Here is a 24,283-nt window from a genome sequence, read left to right as displayed (position 1 = left end):
CGTGACAGTAGCACGGCGAAAATTCGATGCGGTCATCGTTGGCGCGGGCGGCGGCGGGATGCGCGCAGCGCTGCAATTGTCGGAAGCGGGCCTCAAGGTGGCCGTACTGTCCAAGGTTTTCCCCACCCGCTCCCATACGGTTGCCGCCCAGGGCGGCATTGCCGCGGCGCTCGGAAACGTTACCGAAGACAACTGGCACTGGCACATGTACGACACGGTAAAAGGTTCCGATTATCTCGGCGACCAGGATGCGATCGAATTCATGTGCCGCCAGGCAAGCGAAGTGGTATATGAACTCGAACATTACGGCATGCCCTTCGACCGACTGGAAAACGGAAAAATTTACCAACGTCCTTTCGGGGGGCAATCGCAGAATTTCGGCGGCGCACAGGCAACGCGTTCATGTGCCGTTGCTGACCGCACTGGTCATGCCATGCTGCACACGCTTTATCAGCGCAATGTGCGGGCAAATACCCAGTTTTTTGTCGAATGGATGGGGCTCGATCTTATTCGTGATGAGCATGGTGATGTGTTGGGCGTCTCAGCGCTCGACATCGAAACCGGCGAGGTCATGATCCTGCAGGCAAGAGCGACATTGTTTGCAACCGGCGGGGGAGCACGGATATTCAGTGCCAGCACCAATGCTTTCATCAACACTGGCGACGGTCTGGCGATGGCGGCGCGCGCGGGCGTGCCGTTACAGGACATGGAATTCTGGCAGTTTCACCCGACGGGAGTATATGGTGTAGGAATCCTTATCAGCGAGGCGGTGCGCGGGGAAGGCGGCTACCTGCTCAATAAGGACGGGGAGCGTTTCATGGAGCGCTATGCCCCGCATGCGAAAGACCTTGCCAGTCGCGATGTCGTCTCGCGCGCGATGACGACGGAAATCAAGGAAGGGCGCGCATGCGGCAGGGACGCTGATCATCTGCTGCTAAAGCTGGATCATCTGGGAGAGGACGTCATCAAGGCACGGCTGCCCGGCATACGCGAAATTGCCATAAAGTTTGCTCACGCAGACCCGGTTCGCGAGCCCATCCCGGTAGTCCCCACCGCACATTACATGATGGGAGGAATTCCGACGAATTTTCATGGTCAGGTAGTGGCGCCCTATAAAACAGGGCCTGAGGAAGTCGTGCAGGGATTCTATGCCGTGGGTGAGTGCGCGTGCGTATCCGTGCATGGCGCCAATCGCCTGGGAACCAATTCGCTGCTCGATATACTGGTATTCGGTCGCGCTGCAGGCAACCAGATCATCGAAGACTTGAAAAGGAATACCCATCATAAACATTTACCCGGAGATGCGGCGGACAAGGCGCTCGCACGACTGGCGCGGCTGGATTCCCAGAAGGACGGCGAGAACGTGGCGCAGGTAGGGGATATGCTGCGCAAGACCATGCAGGCGCATTGCGGCGTATTCCGTTTTGCAGATTTGCTCAAGCAAGGGGTCGATAAAATCTCGGAAGTGGCGGAGCGTGTCAAAAATACCGAGATCAGGGATAAAAGCCGGGTGTTCAATACCGCGCGGGTAGAAGCGCTGGAACTCGATAATCTGGCCGAAGTCGCCGTGGCAACGATGGTTTCGGCTCAAGCCCGTAAGGAAAGCCGGGGCGCCCATGCGCGGGATGACTTTCCCCATCGTGACGACGACAAGTGGCTCAAACACACATTGTATTTCAGCGAAGACCGGCGACTCGATTACAAGCCAGTACGACTGAAGCCCTTGACAGTCGAATCCTTTCCACCGAAGGCACGAACTTATTAGAAACACGAACCTGTTGGAAGCACATATTGCTCCAGGCTAAACCGGAATGAAATCATGAAATTCTCGATCTACCGCTTCGATCCAGACAAGGACGAAAAGCCTTATATGCAGGACTACGAAATCACGCTGGAACCGGCGGACAGGATGCTGCTGGATGCGTTGATACGGATAAAAACCGTGGACGACAGTCTAAGTCTGCGACGTTCCTGCCGGGAAGGCGTATGCGGTTCGGATGCGATGAACATCAACGGACGGAACGGGCTGGCGTGCATCACACCAGTGAAAGGCCTGAGAGAACCGGTGGAATTGCGCCCATTGCCGGGATTGCCGGTGATACGCGACCTGATCGTCGATATGACCCAGTTCTTCAAACAGTATCACTCGATCAAACCCTACCTCATCAATGACGACCCGCCGCCGGAAACCGAAAGGCTCCAGTCTCCCGAGGAAAGGGCGGAACTGGATGGACTGTACGAATGCATTCTGTGTGCGTGCTGTTCTACCGCGTGCCCCTCTTTCTGGTGGAATCCCGATAAATACGTGGGACCGGCAGGCCTGCTGCAAGCGTACCGCTTTCTGGCAGACAGCCGTGACCAGGCAACCGCCGAGCGGCTGGATTATCTCGAAGACCCGTACCGCCTTTTCCGCTGCCACTCCATCATGAATTGCACGGATGTATGTCCGAAAGGCTTGAATCCGATGGAAGCGATCAGCCAGATCAAGACCATGATGACCAAAAGAACCATCTGAACGAAGGAATGAAGGAACGCGAGCGCGCACGCTGGCGGTGCCGGCGCGGATTGCTGGAACTGGATATCGTGCTGCAACGCTTTATGGACAAGCACTATGCCGCGCTCGACGAAGCAGGCATCCGGCAGTTCGAAATGCTGCTGGATTTCCCGGATGCCGACTTGTGGCATATGATAGTACAGAAGGACGAAGACGAGGGAAAGGCAGATATGCAGCCGGTATTGCGCCTGCTGCAATCAGTTTAGCAAGGAATCTCCTGGGTAAATCAAGATAACGGAAAACAGTGGGAAACGACATGGAACATAAACGTAACGCAATCCTTGATCTGGGTAATGGTGAGCCGCCACTTGAATTTCCGATCCTGGCAGGCACCATGGGGCCTGAGGTTGTTGACATTCGCACCCTTTATAAGAGGGGCGGCGTATTCACCTACGATCCAGGCTTCATGTCCACGGCCAGCAGCAGCTCCAGCATAACTTTTATCGATGGCGACAAGGGAATTCTGCTCTATCGCGGCTACCCCATCGAGCAGTTGGCGAAGCAGTGCGATTTCATGGAAGTATGCTACCTGCTGATGAATGGAGAGCTGCCGAATATCGCCCAGAAGGCGTTGTTCGACAAAACCATCAAAGACCACACGATGGTGCACGAACAACTGGCGCGCTTTTATACCGGTTTCAGGCGGGACGCGCATCCCATGGCGGTCATGGTAGGGGTGGTGGGCGCATTGTCCGCCTTTTATCACGACGCAATGGACATTTCCGACGCGGCTCATCGTGAACTCTCGGCCGTCCGCTTGGTCGCGAAGCTGCCAACCATTACTGCCATGGCCTACAAGTACAATATTGGCCAGCCGTTCATGTATCCACGCAACAACCTCAATTATGCGGAAAACTTCCTGCACATGATGTTTGCCACTCCCACGGAGGAGTATCGATCAAATCCGGTACTTGCACGCGCGCTCGACCGTATCCTGATCCTGCATGCCGACCATGAGCAGAATGCCTCCACCTCCACGGTACGCCTCGCCGGTTCGACCGGCGCCAACCCGTTTGCGTGTATTTCTGCCGGAATTGCCTGCCTGTGGGGACCGGCGCATGGCGGGGCGAACGAAGCCTGCCTGAACATGCTGGAAGAGATCGGCGATGAGTCGCGCATTGGCGAATACATTGCCCGCGCCAAAGACCCGGATGATCCTTTCAGGTTGATGGGATTCGGCCATCGGGTATACCGGAACTTCGATCCGCGCGCGACGCTGATGCGTGAAACCTGCCACGAAGTCCTGAATGAACTGGGTTTGCGCGACGACCGTTTATTCAAGCTTGCGCTCAAGCTGGAGAAAATCGCGCTCGAAGATGAATATTTCATTTCCAAAAAACTTTATCCCAACGTCGATTTTTACTCCGGCATCGTGCAGAGGGCGCTGGGTATTCCCGTTTCTATGTTCACCGCGATATTCACTATGGCTCGCACTGTCGGCTGGGTCGCCCAGTGGAGCGAAATGATCGCAGATCCGGAATACAAGATCGGTCGTCCACGCCAGCTTTATACCGGTGCAGCCACACGCGATGTCATTCCCATCGCATCCCGGTTGTAAGCGGACCGTCAAACGACGAGGTTTCAGGCCATGCTGAAACAGTTACACGACAATTCCCCACTGTTCGGATCCAATGCATCCTTCGTGGAGGGGCTTTATGCAGCGTATCTGCAGGAACCCTTATCGGTTTCAGCAGAATGGCGTGAATACTTTGACGCGCTTCAAAGGGGGGAAGTCCCGGCCGAGTCGGGTAAACGCGCTGCTCGACCTGCTACCGTTGCCCAGGGCGTCGAAACGATGCGGGAAGAACGCCTGCTGACCACCGAGCGCAAGCAGATAGCCGTGCTGCAAATGATAAATGCGTATCGCTTCCTCGGTGTGCGCCATGCCGATCTCGACCCTCTCCAGCACTACGATAAACCGCACGTTCCCGAACTCGATCCGGGCTATTACGGCTTGGCCGAAGCTGACATGAATATGGTATTCGGCACGGGTTCGTTGTTTGGTCCGCCTCGCGCTTCGCTCAGGGAAATTTTGCAGACGCTGCGGCAAACTTACTGCGGCAAAATCGGTGTCGAGTATATGTATATCACCGATACCGAGCAAAAACGCTGGATACAGAACCGCATCGAGGGTCCGCGCGCGCAACCCGATTTCGAACCAGAATATAAACGCCATATTCTGGAACGGCTCACCGCGGCGGAAGGTCTGGAAAAGTACCTGCATACACGGTATGTGGGGCAGAAGCGATTTTCCGGCGAAGGAGGCGAGAGCATGATTCCGCTGCTGGACAATCTGCTCCAGCGCGCAGGTCAAATGGGCGTGCAGCAACTGGTGATCGGCATGGCGCACCGCGGCCGCCTCAATGTATTGGTCAACACACTCGGCAAGCTGCCGGCCGACCTGTTCCAGGAATTTGAAGGCAAGCATGCGCAGGATCTGACCGAAGGCGACGTCAAATACCACCAGGGCTTTTCCTCCGCGGTTTCCACGCCCGGCGGCATCATGGGCCTCTCCCTGGCCTTCAACCCCTCTCACCTCGAAATCGTGGATCCGGTCGTCCAGGGTTCGGTGCGTGCGCGCCAACACCGCTTGCAGGATAGGGATGGCGATCTGGTGCTACCTGTGTTGTTGCACGGCGATGCCGCCTATTCCGCCCAAGGTGTGGTAATGGAAACATTGAACCTGTCGCAGACGCGGGGCTATGGCACTGGCGGCACGATGCACATCATTATCAACAATCAGATCGGTTTCACGACCTCCGATCCCCGTGATGCCCGCTCGACGCTTTATTGCACCGATGTATCGAAGATGATCGAAGCCCCGATTTTCCACGTGAACGGGGATGATCCGGAAGCGGTCGTCATGGTGACCGAAATCGCGCTCGATTTCCGCATGCAGTTTCACAAGGATGTGGTCGTGGATATGGTCTGCTACCGCACGCTGGGCCACAACGAGCAGGATGAGCCGATGGTGACCCAGCCGCTTATGTACAAGATCATCGGCCAGCATCCCGGTACGCGCAAGCTTTATGCAGACAAGCTGGAGGCCGAAGGCGTGATCGATAGCGGCACGGCCGATCGGCTGATAAAGGCGTATCGGGATGACATGGATGCGGGGCGCAATCCCAACAAGACCATCGTCTACGGTTATAAATCCCCCAACGCGGTGGACTGGACGCCGTTTCTGAAAGAGACCGCCTGGGATGCAAAAGTACCTACCGGATTGCCCCTGGCTGAACTTCGCAAGCTGGCAGAGCGACTCACCGATATCCCGTCGAAATTCAAGTTGCATCCACGCGTGGAAAAAATCGTCTCCGATCGCCGGCTGATGGGGGAAGGAAAACTGCCGCTGGATTGGGGCATGGCTGAAACCCTTGCTTATGCCGCTCTGTTAAATGATGGATATCCAATCCGCATTTCCGGACAGGACTCGGGGCGCGGAACGTTCTTTCATCGTCATGCGGTTCTGCACGACCAGAACCGTGAAAGGTGGAGTGAGGGGACGTATATTCCATTGCGCCACATCAAACCGGATCAGCCGGATTTCGTGATAATCGACTCTGTATTATCCGAAGAAGCGGTTCTGGCTTTCGAATACGGCTATGCCACCGCTACGCCCGATGAGTTGGTGATGTGGGAAGCGCAGTTTGGCGATTTCGCGAATGGCGCCCAGGTTGTGATCGACCAGTTCATCGCATCGGGCCAAGCCAAATGGGGTCGCTTGTGCGGTCTGGTGATGATGCTCCCGCATGGCTATGAAGGCCAGGGACCTGAACATTCCTCCGCCCGGCTGGAACGATATCTGCAACTGTGTGCGCAATACAACATCCAGGTATGTGTTCCAACCACGCCTGCTCAAATGTTTCACCTGTTGCGCCGCCAGATGGTGCGGCCGCTACGAAAGCCTCTCGTCATCATGAGTCCGAAAAGCCTTTTACGCCATAAGGAGTCTGTATCCAGCCTGGAAGATCTGGTTGATGGCGGCTTCCGGAACATCATTTCCGATGTGGAGAAACTCGATCCGAAGAAGGTACGGCGGCTGATCGCCTGCAATGGAAAGGTTTACTTTGATCTCGCGGCATATCGGCGCAAGAACAAGGTCGAGGATGTCGCCATTATCCGCATCGAACAACTGTATCCGTTTCCCCATGATGATTTCCAGGCCGAGGTCGAGCGCTATCCGCGGGCCAGGGATATACTCTGGTGCCAGGAAGAACCCCGCAATCAGGGTGCGTGGCACCGTATCCAGCACTACCTGCTGCGTCACAAGCGCCCGGATCAGGTCCTCGGGGATGCACTGCGCCCCTCGTCGGCCTCTCCGGCGGCGGGTTATCTGATGAAACACAACGAACAGCAGAACGAGTTGATCGTATCTGCGTTTCGCGAAAGAATCTGAATACCTGGAGGCAGAGGAAGAATATGCGCGTCGATATCAAAGTTCCCGCGTTATCCGAATCAGTGGCCGAGGCAACGCTCCTTTCCTGGCATAAAAAGGAAGGTGAGCACGTTGAGCGTGACGAAAATCTGATCGACGTCGAGACCGATAAAGTCGTGATGGAGTTGCCAGCTCCCGCTACGGGAACACTGGCGAAAATCATCAAGGGAGACGGAGCAACGGTGACTGGCGGCGAAGTCATCGCCATGATAGATACCGAAGCAGGTGCGGTAGAGGGTAACACGCAGGCAGCTTCAGCCGCAGCCCCAACCAGGTCCAAAGCAACCGAATCCGGAGCAGCGCCTTCTGCCGCCGAAGCCAGGCCGGCCAAAAAAGGGGCAGAAGCTGCTCCGCCTTCCGCAACTGCCCCGGCTTCCACAACTGCTGCGGAAACTCCGGGAATGATGCCTGCCGCGCAAAAACTGGCTGCACAGGAAAATCTGACGCTGGAAGAAATTAACGCCATTAAAGGCAGCGGGCGTGATGGTCGCGTCACCAAGGAAGACGTGGCGGCTTATGTAGAACAAAAACGCTCAGAAGCCAATATCGCCCCCTCGCCTTCTCCTGCGGTTCCGCAAGCTCCGGCAACTTCACCCACTCCGCCTGCCCCACCCGTTTCACGCGCCCCTGAGCCCGCCCCTCGGATGGCCGAAGGCAAGGCTGAGGGGAAACGCAGCGAAAAAAGAGTGGCCATGTCGCGCCTGCGCGCCCGCATTGCAGAGCGTCTGGTGCAGTCGCAATCCACCGCTGCCATTCTTACCACCTTCAACGAAGTCAACATGCAGGCGATCATGGATTTGCGCGCCCGCTACAAGGACAAATTCGAAAAAGAGCACGGCGTCAAACTAGGTCTCATGTCATTCTTTGTCAAAGCGGCGGTGGCGGCGCTCAAAAAATTTCCCATCGTCAATGCTTCAGTGGATGGCAACGATATCGTCTATCACGAATACTATGATATCGGTATGGCGGTGAGCAGTGCGCGCGGGCTAGTCGTGCCCATCATTCGCAATGCGGATTCCTTGTCGCAGGCGGAAATTGAAAGGCAGGTCGCTGATTTTGGCCGCCGCGCACAGGATGGCAAACTGACCATCGAGGAATTGACCGGCGGCACTTTTTCGATCACCAACGGCGGCGTCTTTGGTTCGATGCTTTCCACCCCCATCATCAATCCCCCGCAGAGCGCCATTCTTGGCATTCACGCAACCAAGGAGCGCCCGGTGGTCGAAAACGGCCAAATCGTGATTCGTCCGATGTGCTATTTGGCGCTATCCTATGACCACCGCATCATAGACGGGCGAGAAGCCGTGCTTTCCCTGGTAGCGATGAAGGAAGCCCTCGAATATCCCATGAGCCCCCTGCTTGAGAGTTAATACTGTGCGGGCACATGTCTCCGCAGTCGTGTCTTTGCGTCTTGCATTCCTTTTGTATTCCTTGGTAAACAATAAAGAGAAAATATGTCTCAATCTTTTGACGTGGCTGTAATCGGTGCCGGTCCAGGCGGTTATGTGGCGGCAATTCGTTGTGCGCAACTGGGCCTTAAAACCGTTTGTATCGATGAATGGAAAAACCAGCAGGACAAACCCAGCCTCGGCGGAACCTGTCTGAATGTCGGCTGCATCCCCTCGAAGGCATTGCTGGAATCCTCGGAAAATTACGAGCGTGCCGCCCGTAAGTTCTCTGCCCATGGTATCAAAGTGGAGGGTCTGTCCATAGACATTCCGGCGATGATAGGTCGCAAGGACAAGATCGTTGCAAACTTCACCGGCGGCGTTGCCATGCTGCTGAAGAAGAACAAAGTCGCACCCCTGCACGGGCGGGCGACGCTGCGCAAGCGCGACAGGGATAACGAAGCCGCTCGTGAACTCTGGCAGATTGAAATCAGGAATGGGGACAAGGTGGAGACTGTCGGGGCCGAGCACGTCATCATCGCCACGGGTTCAGTGCCTCGTCAATTAGACGCCGCGCCCGTGGACAATGAACGGATACTGGACAACGCAGGGGCGCTGGCGCTGGCCGAAACGCCGAAACGGCTGGGAGTGATCGGCGGGGGCGTCATCGGTCTGGAAATGGGGAGTGTATGGCGCAGGCTGGGTGCGGAGGTGACTATTCTAGAAGCCCTGCCCGAGTTTCTCATGAGCGCGGACGAACAGGTGTCGAAGGAAGCGCGAAAAATCTTCACCCGGGAACTGGGCCTGGTTATAAATACCGGCGTCAAAATAAACGGCATTACCGCGGGACAGGATAACATCACCGTGGAGTATTCCGATGTGGACGGAAACTCGCAAAAACTCGAGGTGGATAAACTGATTGTTGCCGTCGGGCGTGTGCCTAATACTACCGGACTGGGTGCAGAAAATGTGGGATTAAAGTTGGACGAGCGCGAACGTATCGAGGTGGATGCCCAGTGCCGCACCAATCTGCCTAATATATATGCAGTGGGAGACGTGGTGCGCGGTCCCATGCTGGCGCATAAAGCTTCCGAAGAAGGTGTGGCGGTTGCAGAAATGATTGCGGGACAAGCTGGTCATGTAAATCTTGACGCAATCCCCTGGGTTATCTATACCTCACCCGAAATCGCCTGGGTGGGCAAGACCGAACAGGAGTTGAAAGCGGTCGGTGTGGAATATAAAGCCGGACAATTCCCCTTCATGGCAAACGGACGCGCACGTGCACTGGGAGAAACCGCTGGATTCGTCAAAGTGCTTGCGGACGCAGGTACTGATCGTATTCTGGGTATTCACATGATTGGCCCCTACGTCTCCGAATTGATTGCCGAGGCTGTGGTGGCAATGGAATTCGCAGCAAGCAGTGAAGATATCGCGCGCATCGTCCACGCCCATCCTTCTCTATCAGAAGTCGTGCATGAGGCCGCATTGGCGGTGGATAAGCGGGCGATACATATTTAAGGAGTGGAGCGAGGTCCCAAAGAAAGATCGGGAAGTACTTCAAGGTCACGGAAGGTGTTCAACCGTGGCCCGTGCCTTCAAGTACCCCATTCCACCGGGGGCAGATTTTGAGTCCTTTAACCTTTTGGCTCTTGTACTCTTCTACAAGCTCAAATCAGGAGTCAGGAGTCAGGAGTCAGGAGTCAGGAGTCAGGAGTCAGGAGTCAGGATTGGGACAACGGCTGCTTCGAAGTCTTTCAATAAGCTCAAGCGAATGACAGGTCTATCCTTTGCCTACCCTGCTGACCACCTTCCGGAACTCTCTCGGTTTAGCCACTGTACCGGTGTTGTGGGATGAGTTGGCGGAAGGGCGGCCAGCCTCCGCAGGATGAAGGTCCTGTGCCTTCATCTCCCGCTTGAGCTTGTGCACCCTGAATGGCGCCAGGTTGCTGGCTGGCTCCTGCGTCTGCTTCCGCTCCGCCTGTTCCTGGGCAACCCTCTTCTGCCACAGGTATTCCAACTCGGCAATGCGCCCCCTTACCGGCGCCTGTTCCGACTGAATCCGCGCCTCCGCCTCACACTCCATTTTTTTGACATGCTCGGCAGCAAGATAAACACGTTCGGTCAATTGCAGCACTTCCGTCTCCGATGCAGATTTGCTCGACTCGCGCTCTGCAAGAAATCGGGAAGGCATCCATCCCAGATAATGCAGTCGTGTGCGAAACGGGTGAGACAGGCGCCAGTTGCATAACTGCCGGTGAGCCGCCTTTGCTTCCGTTTTGGCGTGCCGCAGTTGTTCCGACAAGGATTCGAGCATCTGCCGCGCAGCCAGTACCTGATGTTCACGCTCCACCAGATCGCACACCTCTAACGGCCGCAGTTCCGCTATCAAGGCTCTCAATTCCGAGCTTGTGAGATGCTCCAGCTTCTGCTTCATTTTTTTTCCTGAAGTTACCATTGGACCAATAGCGCCTTCGACCTTAAAAATGCATCTTGATGCTGGCCTGATAGAACTCGTTGGATACTTCACCCTTGAGATCGGCGCCAGCGGCGAAGCGCAAGGCGAGATGCATGGGTAGTGCAAACTCGACGTACGGGCCGATCCAGTTGTAGAGCGTACCGGGATTGCCTTCAATCCGGTCTACGTGAAACCGCAGGTGCTCCCAGTGAATCCCGATAGAATTGATCGGGACATTTTTGAAATTGAACAGCGCCGGCTTGACACCGACGTTGATCCAGTTATGGATGAAGTCCCTGGCGCGCTCGTCACGAATAGCGGCGTAGTAAGCAAGATACGCCTGCCCGGTAAAAAATCCGTTGTCATAGTTGAAGGTGATGCTCGGCACTATGCCTTCGCCAGCGCGAATGCCTCTGCCGACAATCCGGCTGGAAAGCAACGCGCCGTTGAGAATACCGAACTGCGGATTGATGCTCAATGTGTCATTGAAAAGGCGAAAATTCAAACCCATTCCGACTTCGGTCCATAACCCGTTACCACCTGCGTCCACCTGCATGCCGTTAGGTCCGGCGATTACCCGGCTGCGGCCGAAGTTGGGACTTGTCCAAAGCCAGCTGTAGAAGGTGAAGTCGATGTTGTCGGCAACTTCATAACCAGCATCGAGTATGGTCTGGAAACCAAAGAACGCATCCTGCTTCAAGGTCACGCCACCGTGAAATTTCTCCTTGTCGAAGCCATGATCTTTGTCATGAGCAGCCTGCCATCCGCCTTCTGCATGCCCCTTCATATGCGCCACGTTGGCTTCTTTGATCTCCTTGGCTTCGGGTTTCCTGGGCTCGCCCTCGGTTTGCGCAAAGGCTGGATGCGCAACGCCAGAGGACGGAGACCTCTTCAGATTCACGCCCCCATGATGCCCTTTGCCACGCACGTCCTGAGCCTCCTGATTCTCCAGTCGTCCTTCCAGCTCAGCGATTCTCGCCTCCAGCAGTTCCAGTTTCCTCCTGAGCTCATCTTCTGTTTGCGCCAGTGCCAGTGCGTTGGATGACATAAAGGCGGCGCCGAGAAACAAACAAAGGCGCAGATACTTCTTTATTCCCCTTGATATAATTGTGTTGACTCTGCTACTTGCTTCCGGTAGTACTGACATTTACAGTTCGCTTTCTCGTTGTATTGACGTTGAATTTTGTACTTGTTTGTAACGGACCCCACGAGGGCGTGAACATATTGTGAACAATATGTGATGCACTTGTTAGTTTGATGTGAAGTATACGTTATGAATATGTGAACCAAATGTTGTGGTTTTGTGAAGAAATTGTGAACGAGTTATCGTGAGCCGAGTCTTGGCAACTGTGCTGTACTTCATCCCCATCTCATCCGAATCTCATCTTCCGGCAATTCCGGAAATCCTGACTTGCTGACGTCATTTTTCTGCTTCCCGAAGTCATTTTCAGGAGCCTGCTGCTGGAATCCCGGGATTGTCATTCGTCCTTGAATTGTCGGGCAAACCGGCTCAACGACTTTTGCGGTAAAATACAGCCTTTGCGCATTCTTCATGACGAGCATCACCATCGCCCTTTCCAAGGGGCGGATTTTTGACGATACCGCACCCCTGCTGAAAGCCGCGGGAATTATTCCGCTGGATGACCCCGAAACATCACGCAAGCTGATCCTCGCCACCAATCGCGACGATGTGCGGCTAATCATCGTGCGTGCTTCGGATGTACCGACCTACGTGCAATATGGCGCGGCGGACATAGGCATTGCGGGAAAGGATGTACTGCTGGAGCATGGCGGCGCGGGGCTCTATCAGCCTCTCGATTTGAATATCGCCCGGTGCCGCATGATGGTGGCTGTACGCAGCGATTTTGACTATGAATCCGCAGTCCGGCGCGGCGCGCGAGTGCGAGTGGCTACCAAGTATCTACAGACGGCGCGTGAACACTTTGCGGAAAAAGGGATGCATGTCGATCTCATCAAGCTTTATGGATCAATGGAGCTTGCTCCCCTGGTAGGATTGGCGGACGCAATCGTGGATCTGGTTTCAAGCGGTAATACGCTTAAAGCGAACAATCTCAAGCCCGTCGAAGAAATAATGCCGATCTCATCGCGACTGATCATCAATCAGGCAGCGTTGAAATTGAAACGCCGGGCAATACAACCGATGCTGGAAGCCTTCTCGGCTGCAATTACCCCCCTTACACCTCTATCTCCTTATCCCCTTGGAGCAGCGACCTGAGCGGTGCCGGAACTGCAACTGCAACCACTCGTTTATCCCTTATCCCTTTCTTTACCACTCATGATTTCGATAAAGAGACTGTCTTCTGCCGATACCGAGTTCGATAAGGCGCTGTCGGAACTGCTGGCGTTTGAAAACGCCCAGGATGCAAAACTGGAGGCTGCTGTCGCAGATATTCTCGCGAAGATCAGGACGCAGGGAGATAAAGCCTTGCTGGAATACACGCTCCGTTTCGATCATCTAGATGCAAAATCGTCGGCGGATCTGGAATTGCCACGAAAGCGCCTGCAGCAAGCTCTTCATAACCTGCCTACGGAGCAACGTAACGCGCTGGAGCAGGCCGCGGAACGGGTCCGCCTCTATCATGAGAAACAGTTGACGCAATCCTGGAGCTACGTGGAGCCTGACGGAACGCAACTTGGGCAGAAAATCACCCCTCTCGATCGTGCCGGTCTATATGTTCCCGGCGGCAAGGCATCCTATCCTTCATCAGTACTGATGAACGCAATTCCCGCCAAGGTAGCAGGAGTGGGCGAACTTGTCATGGTGACACCCACTCCACAGGGCGAAGCAAATGAGCTGGTGCTCGCTGCTGCGGCCATTTGCGAGGTTGATCGGGTTTTCACCATAGGGGGCGCTCAAGCCGTGGCCGCACTGGCATATGGCACCCATACCGTACCTCGCGTGGACAAGATCGTCGGCCCGGGAAACGCTTATGTGGCAACAGCCAAGCGGCATGTTTTCGGTGTGGTAGGGATCGATATGCTCGCGGGACCTTCCGAAATTCTGGTCATCTGCGATGGTAAAACAAATCCGGACTGGATTGCCATGGACATGTTTTCCCAGGCAGAGCATGACGAGTTGGCCCAGGCGATCCTGCTGTCACCCGATCTTCATTTTATCGAAACAGTCGCGGCGAGTATCGTCCGGCAACTGGAAGCGATGCCGCGCAAGGAGATAATCCGGACTTCGCTCGAAAACCGGGGCGCCTTGATTCAGGTGCGTGATCTGGAAGAAGCCTGTGAAATCGCCAACCGTATCGCGCCCGAACACTTGGAGCTATCAGTAGAACAGCCGGAAAAGTGGGTGGAAAAAATAAGACATGCGGGCGCGGTTTTTCTGGGTGGCCATACATCGGAAGCGCTGGGAGATTACTGCGCAGGCCCCAATCACGTCCTGCCTACTTCCCGCACCGCACGCTTTTCATCGCCCCTCGGAGTATACGATTTTCAGAAACGCAGCAGCATTATTCAGGTATCGGAGCAGGGATCAGCGAAATTGGGCGCAATTGCCTCCATCCTAGCCCATGGCGAAGGACTGCAGGCACACGCAATGTCAGCAGAATATCGTTACACAAAAAAATAGCCCTTGAGAAAAATTGAGAATCTCTTCTGGATTCATTTCTCTTCCCCGCCGGGAAACCCGGAAGCCGGCCAGAGCGTTCAATCCACCCTCCAGCAAATACACTCAGGAATTTACCGCACTGCTCGAGCCACGCTGCGTTCAGCGGATGCAGGAGATATCAGGTAGTGAACGCCCTATGGTCTCATCGGTTCAGACTCAAGGAACTATCGACATCGGGCTCGCAGGGGTGACGAATAAACCTGCGGTAATTAACTCGACCATGAGGTAGAATTGGCTGTTATGCCTTTTTCCCCCGATCAGATCATTCGCCCCGAAATTCTCGCGCTTTCCGCTTACCACGTGCCCCCCGCACGCGGAATGATAAAGCTGGATGCGATGGAAAACCCTTACCCGCTTCCCGCGGAATTGCGCGATGAAATTGCGAAGCTTGCAGGTGAGACGCCGGTCAACCGCTACCCCGACCCCGATGCAGCAGCGCTCAAAGCGGCGTTACGCGAGGCATTGAGCATCCCGGACGGGATGGATATCATGCTCGGCAATGGTTCGGATGAGATCATCCAGATTATTGCTTTAGCATGCGGGAAGCCAAGCGCGGTATTGTTGAGTGTGGAGCCTGCATTCGTCATGTTTCGCATGATTGCCACTTTTGCTTCGATGAATTATGTGGGGGTCCCATTACATCCCGATTTTTCACTCGACGCGGAGGCAATGCTCGCCGCAATTGCCCGCTACCAGCCCGCGGTCATCTTTATCGCCTATCCCAATAACCCTACTGGTAACCTGTTTGACGCCATTGAAATCTCACGTATTATTGACGCTGCTCCCGGCGTGGTGGTCATCGATGAGGCTTACCATGCCTTCGCCGATGCGAGTTTCATGGACAAGCTCGCGCATCATCCCAATCTGTTGCTGATGCGCACACTTTCGAAGCTGGGACTGGCTGGCTTGAGGCTGGGTTTGCTGGCGGGAAAACCCGAATGGCTAAGGCAGCTGGAAAAATTGCGGTTGCCGTATAATGTAGGAATCGTTACTCAACGAATTGCAGAGAAATTACTGCAGCACCGTGATGTCCTGCTGCAACAGGCGGCGGCCATCAAGGTTGAACGTTCATCGATGAGCAGGCGGCTGGCGGAATTGGAAGGTATCGAGGTTTTTCCGACGGATGCGAATTTCATCCTGTTTCGCCTGAACCAGGATCATAAAGCAGGCCAGGTATTTCAGGAGCTCAAACAACGTGGCATATTGGTCAAGAATCTGGACGGCGCTCACCCATTGCTCAAAAACTGCTTGCGGGTGACCGTGGGCATGCCCGATGAAAACGCGCAGTTTCTGGCGGTCCTGCAAACTTTGCTTGTGAAGGTTGAAGCGAAAGCCTGACGCCCTATCCCGATTTTCTTATTGCAGTTTTATTCGATTTATTTCACCTGATTCCTCGCATGCGTCACGCTCAGGTCAACCGTAATACGCTGGAAACCCGCATCAACCTCAAAGTCAATCTGGATGGAAGCGGAAAGGCGGTGCTGGCTACAGGGGTGCCGTTTCTCGATCATATGCTGGACCAGGTGGCGCGTCACGGAATGATCGATCTCGAGGTTTCAGCCGAGGGAGATTTGCATATCGACGCTCACCACACGGTGGAAGATATCGGCATCACTTTTGGGCAGGCATTCACCCAAGCCGTTGGGACCAAGAGCGGCTTGCGCCGCTATGGTCATTCCTACGTGCCGCTGGACGAAGCCCTCTCCCGGGTGGTGATCGATCTCTCCGGCCGCCCCGGAATGGAGTTCAATGTCGAGTTTGTGCGCGCGCGTATCGGCGAGTTTGATGTCGATCTCATCAGCGAATTTTTCCGGGGTTTTGTCAACCACGCCATGGTTACCCTGCATATCGATAACTTATCCGGCGCAAATGCGCATCACCAGGCGGAAACCATATTCAAGGCGTTCGGACGCGCGCTGCGCATGGCGGTGGAAGCCGATCCCCGGGCAGCGGGTGCGATACCCTCCACCAAAGGCACTCTGTAATTTCCCACATTCATAGATGCGGTATGACTGATATTGCAATTGTTGACTACGGCATGGGAAATCTGCGTTCCGTAGCCAAAGCACTGGAACATGTTGCTCCCGAGGCTGTCATCGCCGTCACCAATAACCCTGAAGTAGTGCGGAAAGCAGAGCGCGTGGTCGTTCCCGGACAGGGCGCCATGCCGGACTGCCTGCGTGAACTGGATCGAGTCGGGTTGCGCGAAGCCGTGCGGGATGCGGCCGCCAACAAACCATTCCTGGGTATCTGCATCGGCCTGCAAATGCTGTTCGAGAGCAGCGAGGAGGGCAATGTATCCGGCCTAGGCATCGTGCCGGGAAGAGTGAAGCGTTTTCCCGCAAGCGCAATGAAAGATGAAAAAGGGCAGAAGCTCAAGGTGCCGCACATGGGTTGGAACCAGGTCCATCAGACAGTCGAGCATTCCCTCTGGAAAAACATTGCCAATGATTCGCGCTTTTATTTCGTACACAGCTACTATGTCGAAACCGCTGACGCCAATTCGGCGGGCCACAGTGCCTATCCCTTTCATTTTACTTGTGCGGTGGCGAAAGATAACATTTTTGCCGTTCAGTTCCACCCCGAAAAAAGCCATACGGCCGGCCTGACGCTCCTCAATAACTTTGTCCGATGGAAGCCCGCTTGAGAAACGTTAGAAGGTTCGCGCCGCTACGAATTTTGAAACTCAATTCATTTTTTATCCTGATTCAACATGCTTATCATTCCCGCTATAGATTTGAAAGACGGTCACTGTGTACGACTGAAACAGGGTGTGATGGAAAACGCTACTGTATTTTCTGAAGATCCTGCTGCCATGGCCAGGCATTGGCTGGATCAGGGCGCTCGAAGACTGCATCTGGTAGACCTGAATGGCGCGTTTGCGGGCAAACCGAAGAACGAGCCGGCAATCCGTGACATTGTAGACGCCATTGGGGACGAGATTCCGACTCAACTCGGCGGCGGCATACGCGACCTGGAAACCATCGAACGTTACCTCGATGACGGTATTACCTACATCATCATCGGCACGGCGGCAGTGAAGACACCGGGGTTTCTCCACGACGCCTGCAATGCTTTCCCCGGCCATATCATGGTCGGGCTGGATGCAAAGGATGGCAAGGTGGCGGTCAATGGCTGGTCCAAGGTGACGGGGCATGACGTGGTGGATCTTGCGAAAAAATTCGAAGACTACGGTGTAGAGGCAATCATCTATACCGATATCGGGCGCGATGGCATGCTGAGTGGTGTCAATGTGAAGGCGACCATGGAGCTGGCCAGGGCGTTGACGATTCCCGTCATTGCCAGTGGGGGCGTGAGCAGTCTTGATGACGTCAAGGCGCTGTGCGAGATCGAACCGGAGGGTATTGCAGGTGCAATAACGGGACGCGCCATTTACGAAGGGGCACTCGACTTCAAGGTGGCCCAAGAGCTAGCGGACGAGCTAAGCACCAAATCAAGCCCCAGGGATACAACAATTCTCTTTTGATGAAACACCCTATCTCATCCAGTCATACAGACTGGAGCAATTCCTGTTTCGGATCATTCTTTTTTCTACAACCACAACTCCCTTACGGAAAGCGCGGCTCTTGCGGATACCTCTACAAATTCGACCTCTTCGACCTCCTTGCGACCCCGGAGCGCAAGGAGGGACAAAACCAGATAATCCGCATAGCGGAAGCCTACAAACTTTGCGGTTTTTAGCGGTATCCAGAGGTGTCTATGGGTCTTGCCAAGCGTATCATTCCCTGTCTTGATGTTACAAACGGACGTGTTGTCAAGGGAGTCAAATTTGTCTCACTTCGAGATGCGGGAGATCCCATCGAAATAGCACGCCGCTATGATGATCAGGGAGCGGATGAGCTGACCTTTCTCGATATTACCGCGAGTTCCGATGACCGTGATCTGATTCTTCATATCATCGAAGAAGTGGCAGCCCAGGTATTCATCCCATTGACAGTGGGCGGCGGCGTTCGCAAGGTGGAAGATGTACGCCGTCTCCTGAATGCGGGAGCTGATAAGGTAAGCATCAACACTTCGGCCATACAAAACCCCCAACTGGTGGCTGATGCGGCGGGGCGTTATGGCTCTCAATGTATTGTCGTGGCGATAGACGCCAAGCGTGCGGGACAAGGATGGGAAGTGTTCACGCACGGGGGGCGCAAGCCTACCGGACTCGATGCAATTGAATGGGCTAAGAAAATGCAATCTCTGGGAGCTGGAGAAATATTGTTGACCAGTATGGACAGAGACGGGACCCGGGATGGGTTCGATCTGGCGCTGACCCGCGCGGTGTCAGACGCGGTCGATGTACCGGTGATTGCAAGCGGCGGTGTAGGCAATCTGCAGCATCTGGTTGATGGAATCGTGGAAGGTCATGCCGATGCCGTGCTGGCTGCAAGCGTTTTCCACTATGGCGAATATACTGTTCGCCAGGCCAAGGAATATATGTCACAACATGGTATTGAAGTACGACTATAGTAACAGGATCGATCAAACTCCGGCATATTCATGTCTGATACATGGCTCAACAAGGTGAACTGGTGTGCGGACGGATTAGTGCCGGTCGTGACACAGGATGTAACCAGCAATAAAGTATTGATGGTGGCTTGGATGAACCCCGAGGCATTGAGACTTACCGTGCAAACGGGAGAGGCCCATTACTGGTCACGTTCGCGCAAAAAACTCTGGCATAAGGGTGAAGAATCCGGGCATGTGCAGAAAGTAAAAGAAATCCGGCTGGATTGTGATGAGGACGTCCTGCTGCTGGTAGTGGAACAAGTCGGAGGGGTTGCTTGTCATACTGGCAGATATCATTGCTTTTTCAAAAAACTGGAACAGGGTCAGTGGCTGGTGACCGAACCCGTCATCAAGAATCCCGAAGAGATCTACGGGCAGCGATGACCGATCCCAATATTCTTTTTCGCCTCACCGAGACCATAGAGGCACGTAAACAGTCTGATCCCCATGCTTCTTATGTGGCGAAGCTGCTGCATGACGGGCGGGACAAGATTCTGAAAAAGATTGCGGAAGAATCAGCGGAGATTCTGCTGGCATCGAAAGATGGGGACAGCGGGCACGTGGTGCGCGAGACGGCGGATCTTTGGTTTCATTGTCTGGTGTTACTGGCTCATCATAATCTGAAGCTGGGGGATGTGCTGGATGAGTTACGCCGGCGGGAAGGGGTTTCAGGAATTGATGAAAAAGCTGCCCGCAAAGCAGGACAGGCAGATAACGGAACAGGCAGGATGAATCAGGATAAGTAAATGGACAGTTGTATTTTTTGCAAGATCGTGCGGGGAGAAATTCCGAGCGAGAAAGTGTATGAGGATGCCCGCGTTTATGCATTCCATGATATCCACCCGGCGGCACCGGTACATTTCATGCTGATACCCAAACTGCACATCAACTCGCTTGCCGATGTGGAAGATGCTCATAGCGCTTTGCTCGGGGAGATGATGGTACTGGTGCCCAGGCTGGCAAGGGAACAAGGTTGTACGGATGGTTTTCGTACGATAATCAATACTGGCCGAGTAGGCGGCCAGGAAGTACATCACCTGCACATCCACATCATTGGTGGCATGGAACGCCTGCCGGGAATGATTGCTCGCGGGAAGTAAAGGGTAATGAGCAAAGGATAAGGGATAAAGGAGGAATAATGGGATCATTCAGCATCTGGCATTGGCTGATCGTTCTGCTGATCGTTGTTCTGGTATTCGGTACCAAAAAACTCCGTAATCTGGGAAGCGATCTTGGCGGCGCGGTGAAGGGCTTCCGCGAAGGTGTAAAAAGCGCGGATGAAGAGGAGATATCTGCGCATAATCACACCGAGGCCCGGATTATCGATGCCGATATCAAAGATAAGGCTCAGTCGAAATCCTGAGTGACGGATAGCGCCGACAAGACGGTGACAGCCCGGCGGCTCGGCGAGCAAGAAGTGAGGCTGTCGCTATTGATCGCTTGATCCAGCCGTTATTCTTGCCAAAATGTTCGATATCAGTTTCTCGGAAATTCTGGTCATCGCGGCAGTCGCACTGATCGTGATCGGTCCGGAACGACTCCCCAAAGTGGCGCGTACGCTAGGACATCTGTTCGGGCGGGCACAGCGCTATGTCAACGATGTCAAAAGCGATATTCAGCGTGAAATTGAACTGGACGAGCTGAAAAAATGGAAAGCTTCAGTGGAGGAAACGGGTCGTTCAATCGAAAATTCGGTACATACCGGGCTGGATAAGTTTCGAGAAACGGTAGAGGCAGGTGCTGAAGCTTCCGCTATGCCTCCCCCTACTACGGCCCCTTCTGCGGCAGAATCTTCCACACCCCCACAAAATTCCTCTCCGACTTCGGCCGAACCTGCTCCGCCGCCGGTGCAATCTACGAAGAATTCCAACGCACCGGACCAGGTGTAAATCGCGAGCGCAGAACTGCTGAATAATCCCGCCTCCCGGAAGACTTGCTCAGGAATCGATTGAACGCATGCTTGTACCTCATCCGCGCTGTACTTCACCGTCGACAGTCGGTATAAGTGATCGGTCTAATCTTTCCCGCCCACTTTCCATCACATGAGTGCCGACGAAACATTCATCTCGCACCTGGTCGAACTGCGGGCCAGACTGCTGCGGGCATGTGGAGGTATTCTGCTCGGCTTTTTGCCCTGCGCCTACTATGCCCGTGAGCTTTATTCGTTATTAGCGCAGCCTTTGCTCGAGAAACTTCCCCAAGGGGGGCAGATGATCGCGACGGAAGTGGTTACGCCATTCTTTGTACCCATGAAAGTGGCCATGATGGCTGCTTTTATCATTACCCTGCCCCATACCCTCTACCAGATATGGGCATTCGTCGCCCCCGGATTGTATTCCCACGAAAGGCGCCTGGTACTGCCACTGGTGCTGGTGAGCAGCATTCTGTTCGGGTGCGGCATGGCTTTTGCCTATTTTGCCGTCCTTCCCCTGGTGTTCGAATTCATTACCCATTTCGCGCCGGAAGGCGTGGCAGTGATGACAGACATCAGCAAATACCTGGATTTTGTGCTGACCATGTTCATCGCGTTCGGCATCACATTCGAGGTACCCATATTCGTTGTGATACTGGTTCGAATAGGCCTTGTTACCATTGAAAAGCTGAAGGCGATGCGCCGCTATGTTCTTGTCGGCGCTTTTGTCGTTGGCGCGATATTTACGCCGCCGGATGTTGTTTCCCAATTCATGCTGGCGGTGCCGCTCTACCTGCTGTATGAAGTTGGGATATTAGCCGCAGGAATCATCGGGCGTTCGGAAACTTTGGCCGTTTATCAGGGCGCGGGCGGTCCTGATACGAATTCCCCTTCCGACCAGACCGAAACAGAGGAAAGAAAAAGGAGCTGAGTTATTGCTCAGGGGAAACAGCACGTTTTCGCTCAGATAATTTCCAATTTCACGCCATAGTCACTGCGGCATCCTCTACAACCGCTTTTATTCCAACTCCTCGGGCTCCTGAAACTGCTCCTGAGGCTGAGGCTTGGGACGTTTTCCAACCTTGATCTCGATTGCCTTCTTGTTCTGGTTACGCATGACTGTAATGGTCGCCATGTTTCCGGGAGGTAATGCCGCTACCAGATTGAGCATGCCTGATGAATCAGTGACCTCTTTTCCTCCCACTCCTACAATAATGTCCCCCGGCTTCACTCCGGCACGGTCTGCGGGTCCTCCCTTGAGCACGCCGGCAATCAACGCTCCGCTGGTAGTCGGCCGCTTGAACGACTCCGCAAGTTCCGGCGTCATATCCTGTACTTCCACGCCGATCCAGCCACGGGTCACGCCCCCTGTCCGGATGATCTGCTCCATGATCTGCTTGGCCACACCTGCTGTAATGGCAAAGCCTATCCCAAGTGATCCTCCCGTTCGGGAGACTATCGCAGTGTTGATGCCGATCAGGTTACCCGATGCATCCACCAGTGCACCGCCAGAATTCCCCGGATTGATGGCGGCATCGGTCTGAATGAAATTTTCAAAGGTGTTGATACCCAGGTGAGTTCGTCCGAGTGCGCTGATAATACCCATCGTTACCGTCTGGCCCACACCGAAAGGATTACCGATCGCAAGGACAATATCGCCGACCAGCGCATTGTCGGAGTATCCGAAAGTTATGGCCGGAAGTCCTTCCATATCTACTCTTACCACTGCAAGATCGGTTTCGGGATCGGAGCCGATGACCCGCGCTTTCGTTTTTCTGCCGTCCGCCAGCGCAATCTCGATTTCATCCGCCGCTTCAATGACATGATGGTTCGTAAGGATATATCCCTGCGAACTCACGATTACTCCGGACCCCAGGCTGGCAGCGCGCCGGCTTTGGGGGGACTCGAAACGATCTCCGAAGAAACGTCGGAAGAAAGGATCCTCCATGAAGGGATGGGGTGCAGACTTGATTTCCTTGGTGGTGAATACATTCACCACCGAGGGCATAGCCTTTTTCGCCGCGCTACTGAAGCTCCCAGGGGCAGGCTCGACCTCTGCCTTGCGTGACTTGTCAGCCGGAGCTTCCTTTATGGTTACGACAGCGCCGTCGCCGGATTGCCAGGGTAATAGACCTGGGCGTAAAGTCGAAACGACAAACAGGGCTGCCAGAACTATCGTGGTAGCTTGCGCGAAAACTAGCCAGAGCTTGTGCATAGATTGAGAGATGTGGAATCAGGGATAAAATAGCAGCATTGATTTTAAATCATAGACGAATGCGACTGGGTGAGCAGCGATGCAAGTGAATGACCTCGAAGCCTATTTGAACCGATTACTCGATACTGCAAAATTTCATGATTATTGCCCAAACGGGCTGCAAGTGGAAGGGCGACGCGAAGTGCGGCAACTGGTAAGCGGCGTAACAGCGTCGTTCGATTTTATCGAAGCTGCTATCGCGGCTGGGGCCGATGCGGTCCTGGTGCATCACGGATATTTCTGGCGCGGTATGAATCCCTGCCTGACCGGAATGAAGCGGCGGCGCATTGCGCTGCTGCTGGCGCACGACATCAGCCTGCTCTCCTATCATCTACCGTTGGATGCTCATCCCGAACTGGGCAACAACAAGCGGTTGTCCCATAAACTGGGGCTTCGGGAAACCGGTCGTTTCGGGGATCAAGGTATCGGCATGTTTGGAACCCTGCCATCGAACGTATCGAACCTGAAAGAATTACGGGTAAGTGTAGAACAAGCGCTCTCCCGTACACCGCTGGTGATCGGCGACGACGCACGGCCGGTAAATCGGGTGGCGTGGTGTACCGGCGGCGCCCAGGATTATTTCGGTGACGCCATCGATCTCGGCGCAGACGTGTTTATCACCGGGGAAATTTCCGAACGAACCGTACATCTTGCGCGGGAGTCCGGCGTTGCTTTTATTTCAGCCGGGCATCACGCCACCGAGCGATATGGCGTGCAAGCCCTGGGAGAGCACATTTCTGAAAAATTCGGCGTCAGCCACCAGTATATCGACATCGACAATCCTGTATGAAGTGTGTGAAAAACAAATCGGCGAAGGTGTCGAGGCTTTGTGACTGAATATTCCCCTCAAAAGAGTTCTCAGTGGCACCAGAAAGAGTCCCCGTACTGGTGCTACCGGTTTATATAAACCAGCGATACAGTATCGCCACAATAATTTTAAAATCGCTAGGGGTATTCCAGCCGGAAATTCGTCTGTTTCAATGGGTTTGACGTATTTCCGAACAGCAGCAGGCAGGAATTGCAGGTCCAGACACAACAACATCATTACGGAGTAAAGGAGAGAAGCAGATGTTAATGAAGCCTTGGCTGAGGCTGGTTACGCTTGCGTGTGGGGTGCTGTTTGCGGG

The 24,283-nt window shown here is 54.4% G+C and carries 24 protein-coding genes; 21 read left to right on the top strand and 3 right to left on the bottom strand.

Annotated elements, in window-relative coordinates; translation table 11 throughout:
* The first annotated feature begins 1 nt into the window (after nucleotide 1).
* From sdhA to lpdA, 7 genes are all read left to right on the top strand, one after another.
* Entirely contained in the window at nucleotides 2-1,765 is a 1,764-nt protein-coding gene (sdhA, locus tag BMY01_RS05755; protein ID WP_074745212.1) for a succinate dehydrogenase flavoprotein subunit, read from the top strand.
* A 54-nt stretch (nucleotides 1,766-1,819) separates the two neighbouring features.
* Nucleotides 1,820-2,515 carry a succinate dehydrogenase iron-sulfur subunit gene (locus BMY01_RS05750; RefSeq protein WP_074745210.1) on the top strand — a complete coding sequence of 232 codons (696 nt, stop codon included), beginning with the start codon at nucleotides 1,820-1,822 and terminating at the stop codon, nucleotides 2,513-2,515.
* A gap of 8 nt (nucleotides 2,516-2,523) precedes the next feature.
* Nucleotides 2,524-2,760 (top strand): succinate dehydrogenase assembly factor 2, encoded by a 237-nt coding sequence (locus BMY01_RS05745; RefSeq protein ID WP_074745208.1) that lies wholly within the window; start codon nucleotides 2,524-2,526, stop codon nucleotides 2,758-2,760.
* Between the two features lie 50 nt (nucleotides 2,761-2,810).
* Complete coding sequence (gltA, locus tag BMY01_RS05740) at nucleotides 2,811-4,112, top strand: citrate synthase (protein WP_074745206.1); 1,302 nt, start codon at nucleotides 2,811-2,813, stop codon at nucleotides 4,110-4,112.
* Between the two features lie 30 nt (nucleotides 4,113-4,142).
* Nucleotides 4,143-6,950, top strand: a complete 2,808-nt coding sequence (locus BMY01_RS05735; RefSeq protein WP_074745204.1) for a 2-oxoglutarate dehydrogenase E1 component — start codon at nucleotides 4,143-4,145, stop codon at nucleotides 6,948-6,950.
* A gap of 23 nt (nucleotides 6,951-6,973) precedes the next feature.
* Entirely contained in the window at nucleotides 6,974-8,359 is a 1,386-nt protein-coding gene (odhB, locus tag BMY01_RS05730; protein WP_074745202.1) for a 2-oxoglutarate dehydrogenase complex dihydrolipoyllysine-residue succinyltransferase, read from the top strand.
* A gap of 84 nt (nucleotides 8,360-8,443) precedes the next feature.
* Nucleotides 8,444-9,895: a dihydrolipoyl dehydrogenase gene (gene lpdA, locus BMY01_RS05725; protein ID WP_074745200.1), complete on the top strand. Its 1,452-nt coding sequence runs from the start codon at nucleotides 8,444-8,446 to the stop codon at nucleotides 9,893-9,895.
* Nucleotides 9,896-10,157: 262 nt separating this feature from the next.
* Here lpdA and BMY01_RS05720 read toward each other — a convergent pair whose 3' ends face one another.
* Nucleotides 10,158-10,811, bottom strand: a complete 654-nt coding sequence (locus BMY01_RS05720) for a hypothetical protein (protein ID WP_074745197.1) — start codon at nucleotides 10,809-10,811, stop codon at nucleotides 10,158-10,160.
* 43 nt (nucleotides 10,812-10,854) lie between these two features.
* Complete coding sequence (locus tag BMY01_RS05715; protein WP_254772623.1) at nucleotides 10,855-11,880, bottom strand: DUF6733 family protein; 1,026 nt, start codon at nucleotides 11,878-11,880, stop codon at nucleotides 10,855-10,857.
* A 504-nt stretch (nucleotides 11,881-12,384) separates the two neighbouring features.
* Between BMY01_RS05715 and hisG the strand changes: the two genes are divergently transcribed.
* From hisG to tatC, 13 genes are all read left to right on the top strand, one after another.
* Nucleotides 12,385-13,068, top strand: coding sequence for an ATP phosphoribosyltransferase (gene hisG, locus BMY01_RS05705; RefSeq protein ID WP_074745191.1), 684 nt, complete (start codon nucleotides 12,385-12,387; stop codon nucleotides 13,066-13,068).
* Between the two features lie 60 nt (nucleotides 13,069-13,128).
* The gene (gene hisD, locus BMY01_RS05700; protein WP_175463222.1) at nucleotides 13,129-14,433 is read left to right on the top strand and encodes a histidinol dehydrogenase; all 1,305 of its coding nucleotides are present in this window, start codon (nucleotides 13,129-13,131) and stop codon (nucleotides 14,431-14,433) included.
* Nucleotides 14,434-14,703: 270 nt separating this feature from the next.
* On the top strand, nucleotides 14,704-15,810 hold the full coding sequence (gene hisC, locus BMY01_RS05695; RefSeq protein ID WP_081353760.1) for a histidinol-phosphate transaminase: 1,107 nt from the start codon (nucleotides 14,704-14,706) through the stop codon (nucleotides 15,808-15,810).
* Nucleotides 15,811-15,869: 59 nt separating this feature from the next.
* Nucleotides 15,870-16,457, top strand: coding sequence for an imidazoleglycerol-phosphate dehydratase HisB (gene hisB / locus BMY01_RS05690; protein WP_074745187.1), 588 nt, complete (start codon nucleotides 15,870-15,872; stop codon nucleotides 16,455-16,457).
* Between the two features lie 23 nt (nucleotides 16,458-16,480).
* On the top strand, nucleotides 16,481-17,119 hold the full coding sequence (gene hisH / locus BMY01_RS05685; protein WP_074745185.1) for an imidazole glycerol phosphate synthase subunit HisH: 639 nt from the start codon (nucleotides 16,481-16,483) through the stop codon (nucleotides 17,117-17,119).
* Nucleotides 17,120-17,185: 66 nt separating this feature from the next.
* Complete coding sequence (gene hisA, locus BMY01_RS05680; RefSeq protein ID WP_074745183.1) at nucleotides 17,186-17,959, top strand: 1-(5-phosphoribosyl)-5-[(5-phosphoribosylamino)methylideneamino]imidazole-4-carboxamide isomerase; 774 nt, start codon at nucleotides 17,186-17,188, stop codon at nucleotides 17,957-17,959.
* A gap of 233 nt (nucleotides 17,960-18,192) precedes the next feature.
* Nucleotides 18,193-18,951, top strand: a complete 759-nt coding sequence (gene hisF / locus BMY01_RS05675) for an imidazole glycerol phosphate synthase subunit HisF (RefSeq protein WP_074745181.1) — start codon at nucleotides 18,193-18,195, stop codon at nucleotides 18,949-18,951.
* A 30-nt stretch (nucleotides 18,952-18,981) separates the two neighbouring features.
* Complete coding sequence (gene hisI, locus BMY01_RS05670; RefSeq protein WP_074745179.1) at nucleotides 18,982-19,374, top strand: phosphoribosyl-AMP cyclohydrolase; 393 nt, start codon at nucleotides 18,982-18,984, stop codon at nucleotides 19,372-19,374.
* Nucleotides 19,371-19,736: a phosphoribosyl-ATP diphosphatase gene (locus BMY01_RS05665; protein WP_074745177.1), complete on the top strand. Its 366-nt coding sequence runs from the start codon at nucleotides 19,371-19,373 to the stop codon at nucleotides 19,734-19,736. Before hisI ends, BMY01_RS05665 begins: the two co-directional genes overlap by 4 nt.
* Nucleotides 19,737-20,090, top strand: a complete 354-nt coding sequence (locus tag BMY01_RS05660; protein WP_074745175.1) for a histidine triad nucleotide-binding protein — start codon at nucleotides 19,737-19,739, stop codon at nucleotides 20,088-20,090. It abuts the gene before it with no gap.
* Nucleotides 20,091-20,128: 38 nt separating this feature from the next.
* The gene (gene tatA / locus BMY01_RS05655; RefSeq protein WP_011380165.1) at nucleotides 20,129-20,353 is read left to right on the top strand and encodes a Sec-independent protein translocase subunit TatA; all 225 of its coding nucleotides are present in this window, start codon (nucleotides 20,129-20,131) and stop codon (nucleotides 20,351-20,353) included.
* 103 nt (nucleotides 20,354-20,456) lie between these two features.
* Nucleotides 20,457-20,879, top strand: a complete 423-nt coding sequence (gene tatB / locus BMY01_RS05650; RefSeq protein ID WP_074745173.1) for a Sec-independent protein translocase protein TatB — start codon at nucleotides 20,457-20,459, stop codon at nucleotides 20,877-20,879.
* Nucleotides 20,880-21,032: 153 nt separating this feature from the next.
* Entirely contained in the window at nucleotides 21,033-21,833 is an 801-nt protein-coding gene (gene tatC / locus BMY01_RS05645) for a twin-arginine translocase subunit TatC (RefSeq protein WP_074745171.1), read from the top strand.
* 87 nt (nucleotides 21,834-21,920) lie between these two features.
* Here tatC and BMY01_RS05640 read toward each other — a convergent pair whose 3' ends face one another.
* Nucleotides 21,921-23,117, bottom strand: coding sequence for a S1C family serine protease (locus BMY01_RS05640; RefSeq protein ID WP_074745169.1), 1,197 nt, complete (start codon nucleotides 23,115-23,117; stop codon nucleotides 21,921-21,923).
* A 79-nt stretch (nucleotides 23,118-23,196) separates the two neighbouring features.
* Between BMY01_RS05640 and BMY01_RS05635 the strand changes: the two genes are divergently transcribed.
* Nucleotides 23,197-23,946, top strand: coding sequence for a Nif3-like dinuclear metal center hexameric protein (locus BMY01_RS05635; RefSeq protein WP_074745167.1), 750 nt, complete (start codon nucleotides 23,197-23,199; stop codon nucleotides 23,944-23,946).
* Nucleotides 23,947-24,283 lie beyond the last annotated feature (337 nt).

Origin of the sequence: Nitrosospira multiformis, assembly GCF_900110185.1 — a bacterium.
GTDB lineage: Bacteria > Pseudomonadota > Gammaproteobacteria > Burkholderiales > Nitrosomonadaceae > Nitrosospira > Nitrosospira multiformis_A.
The sequence above is the reverse complement of the archived record's forward strand: the minus strand, read 5'-3'. Positions and strand labels throughout refer to the sequence as shown.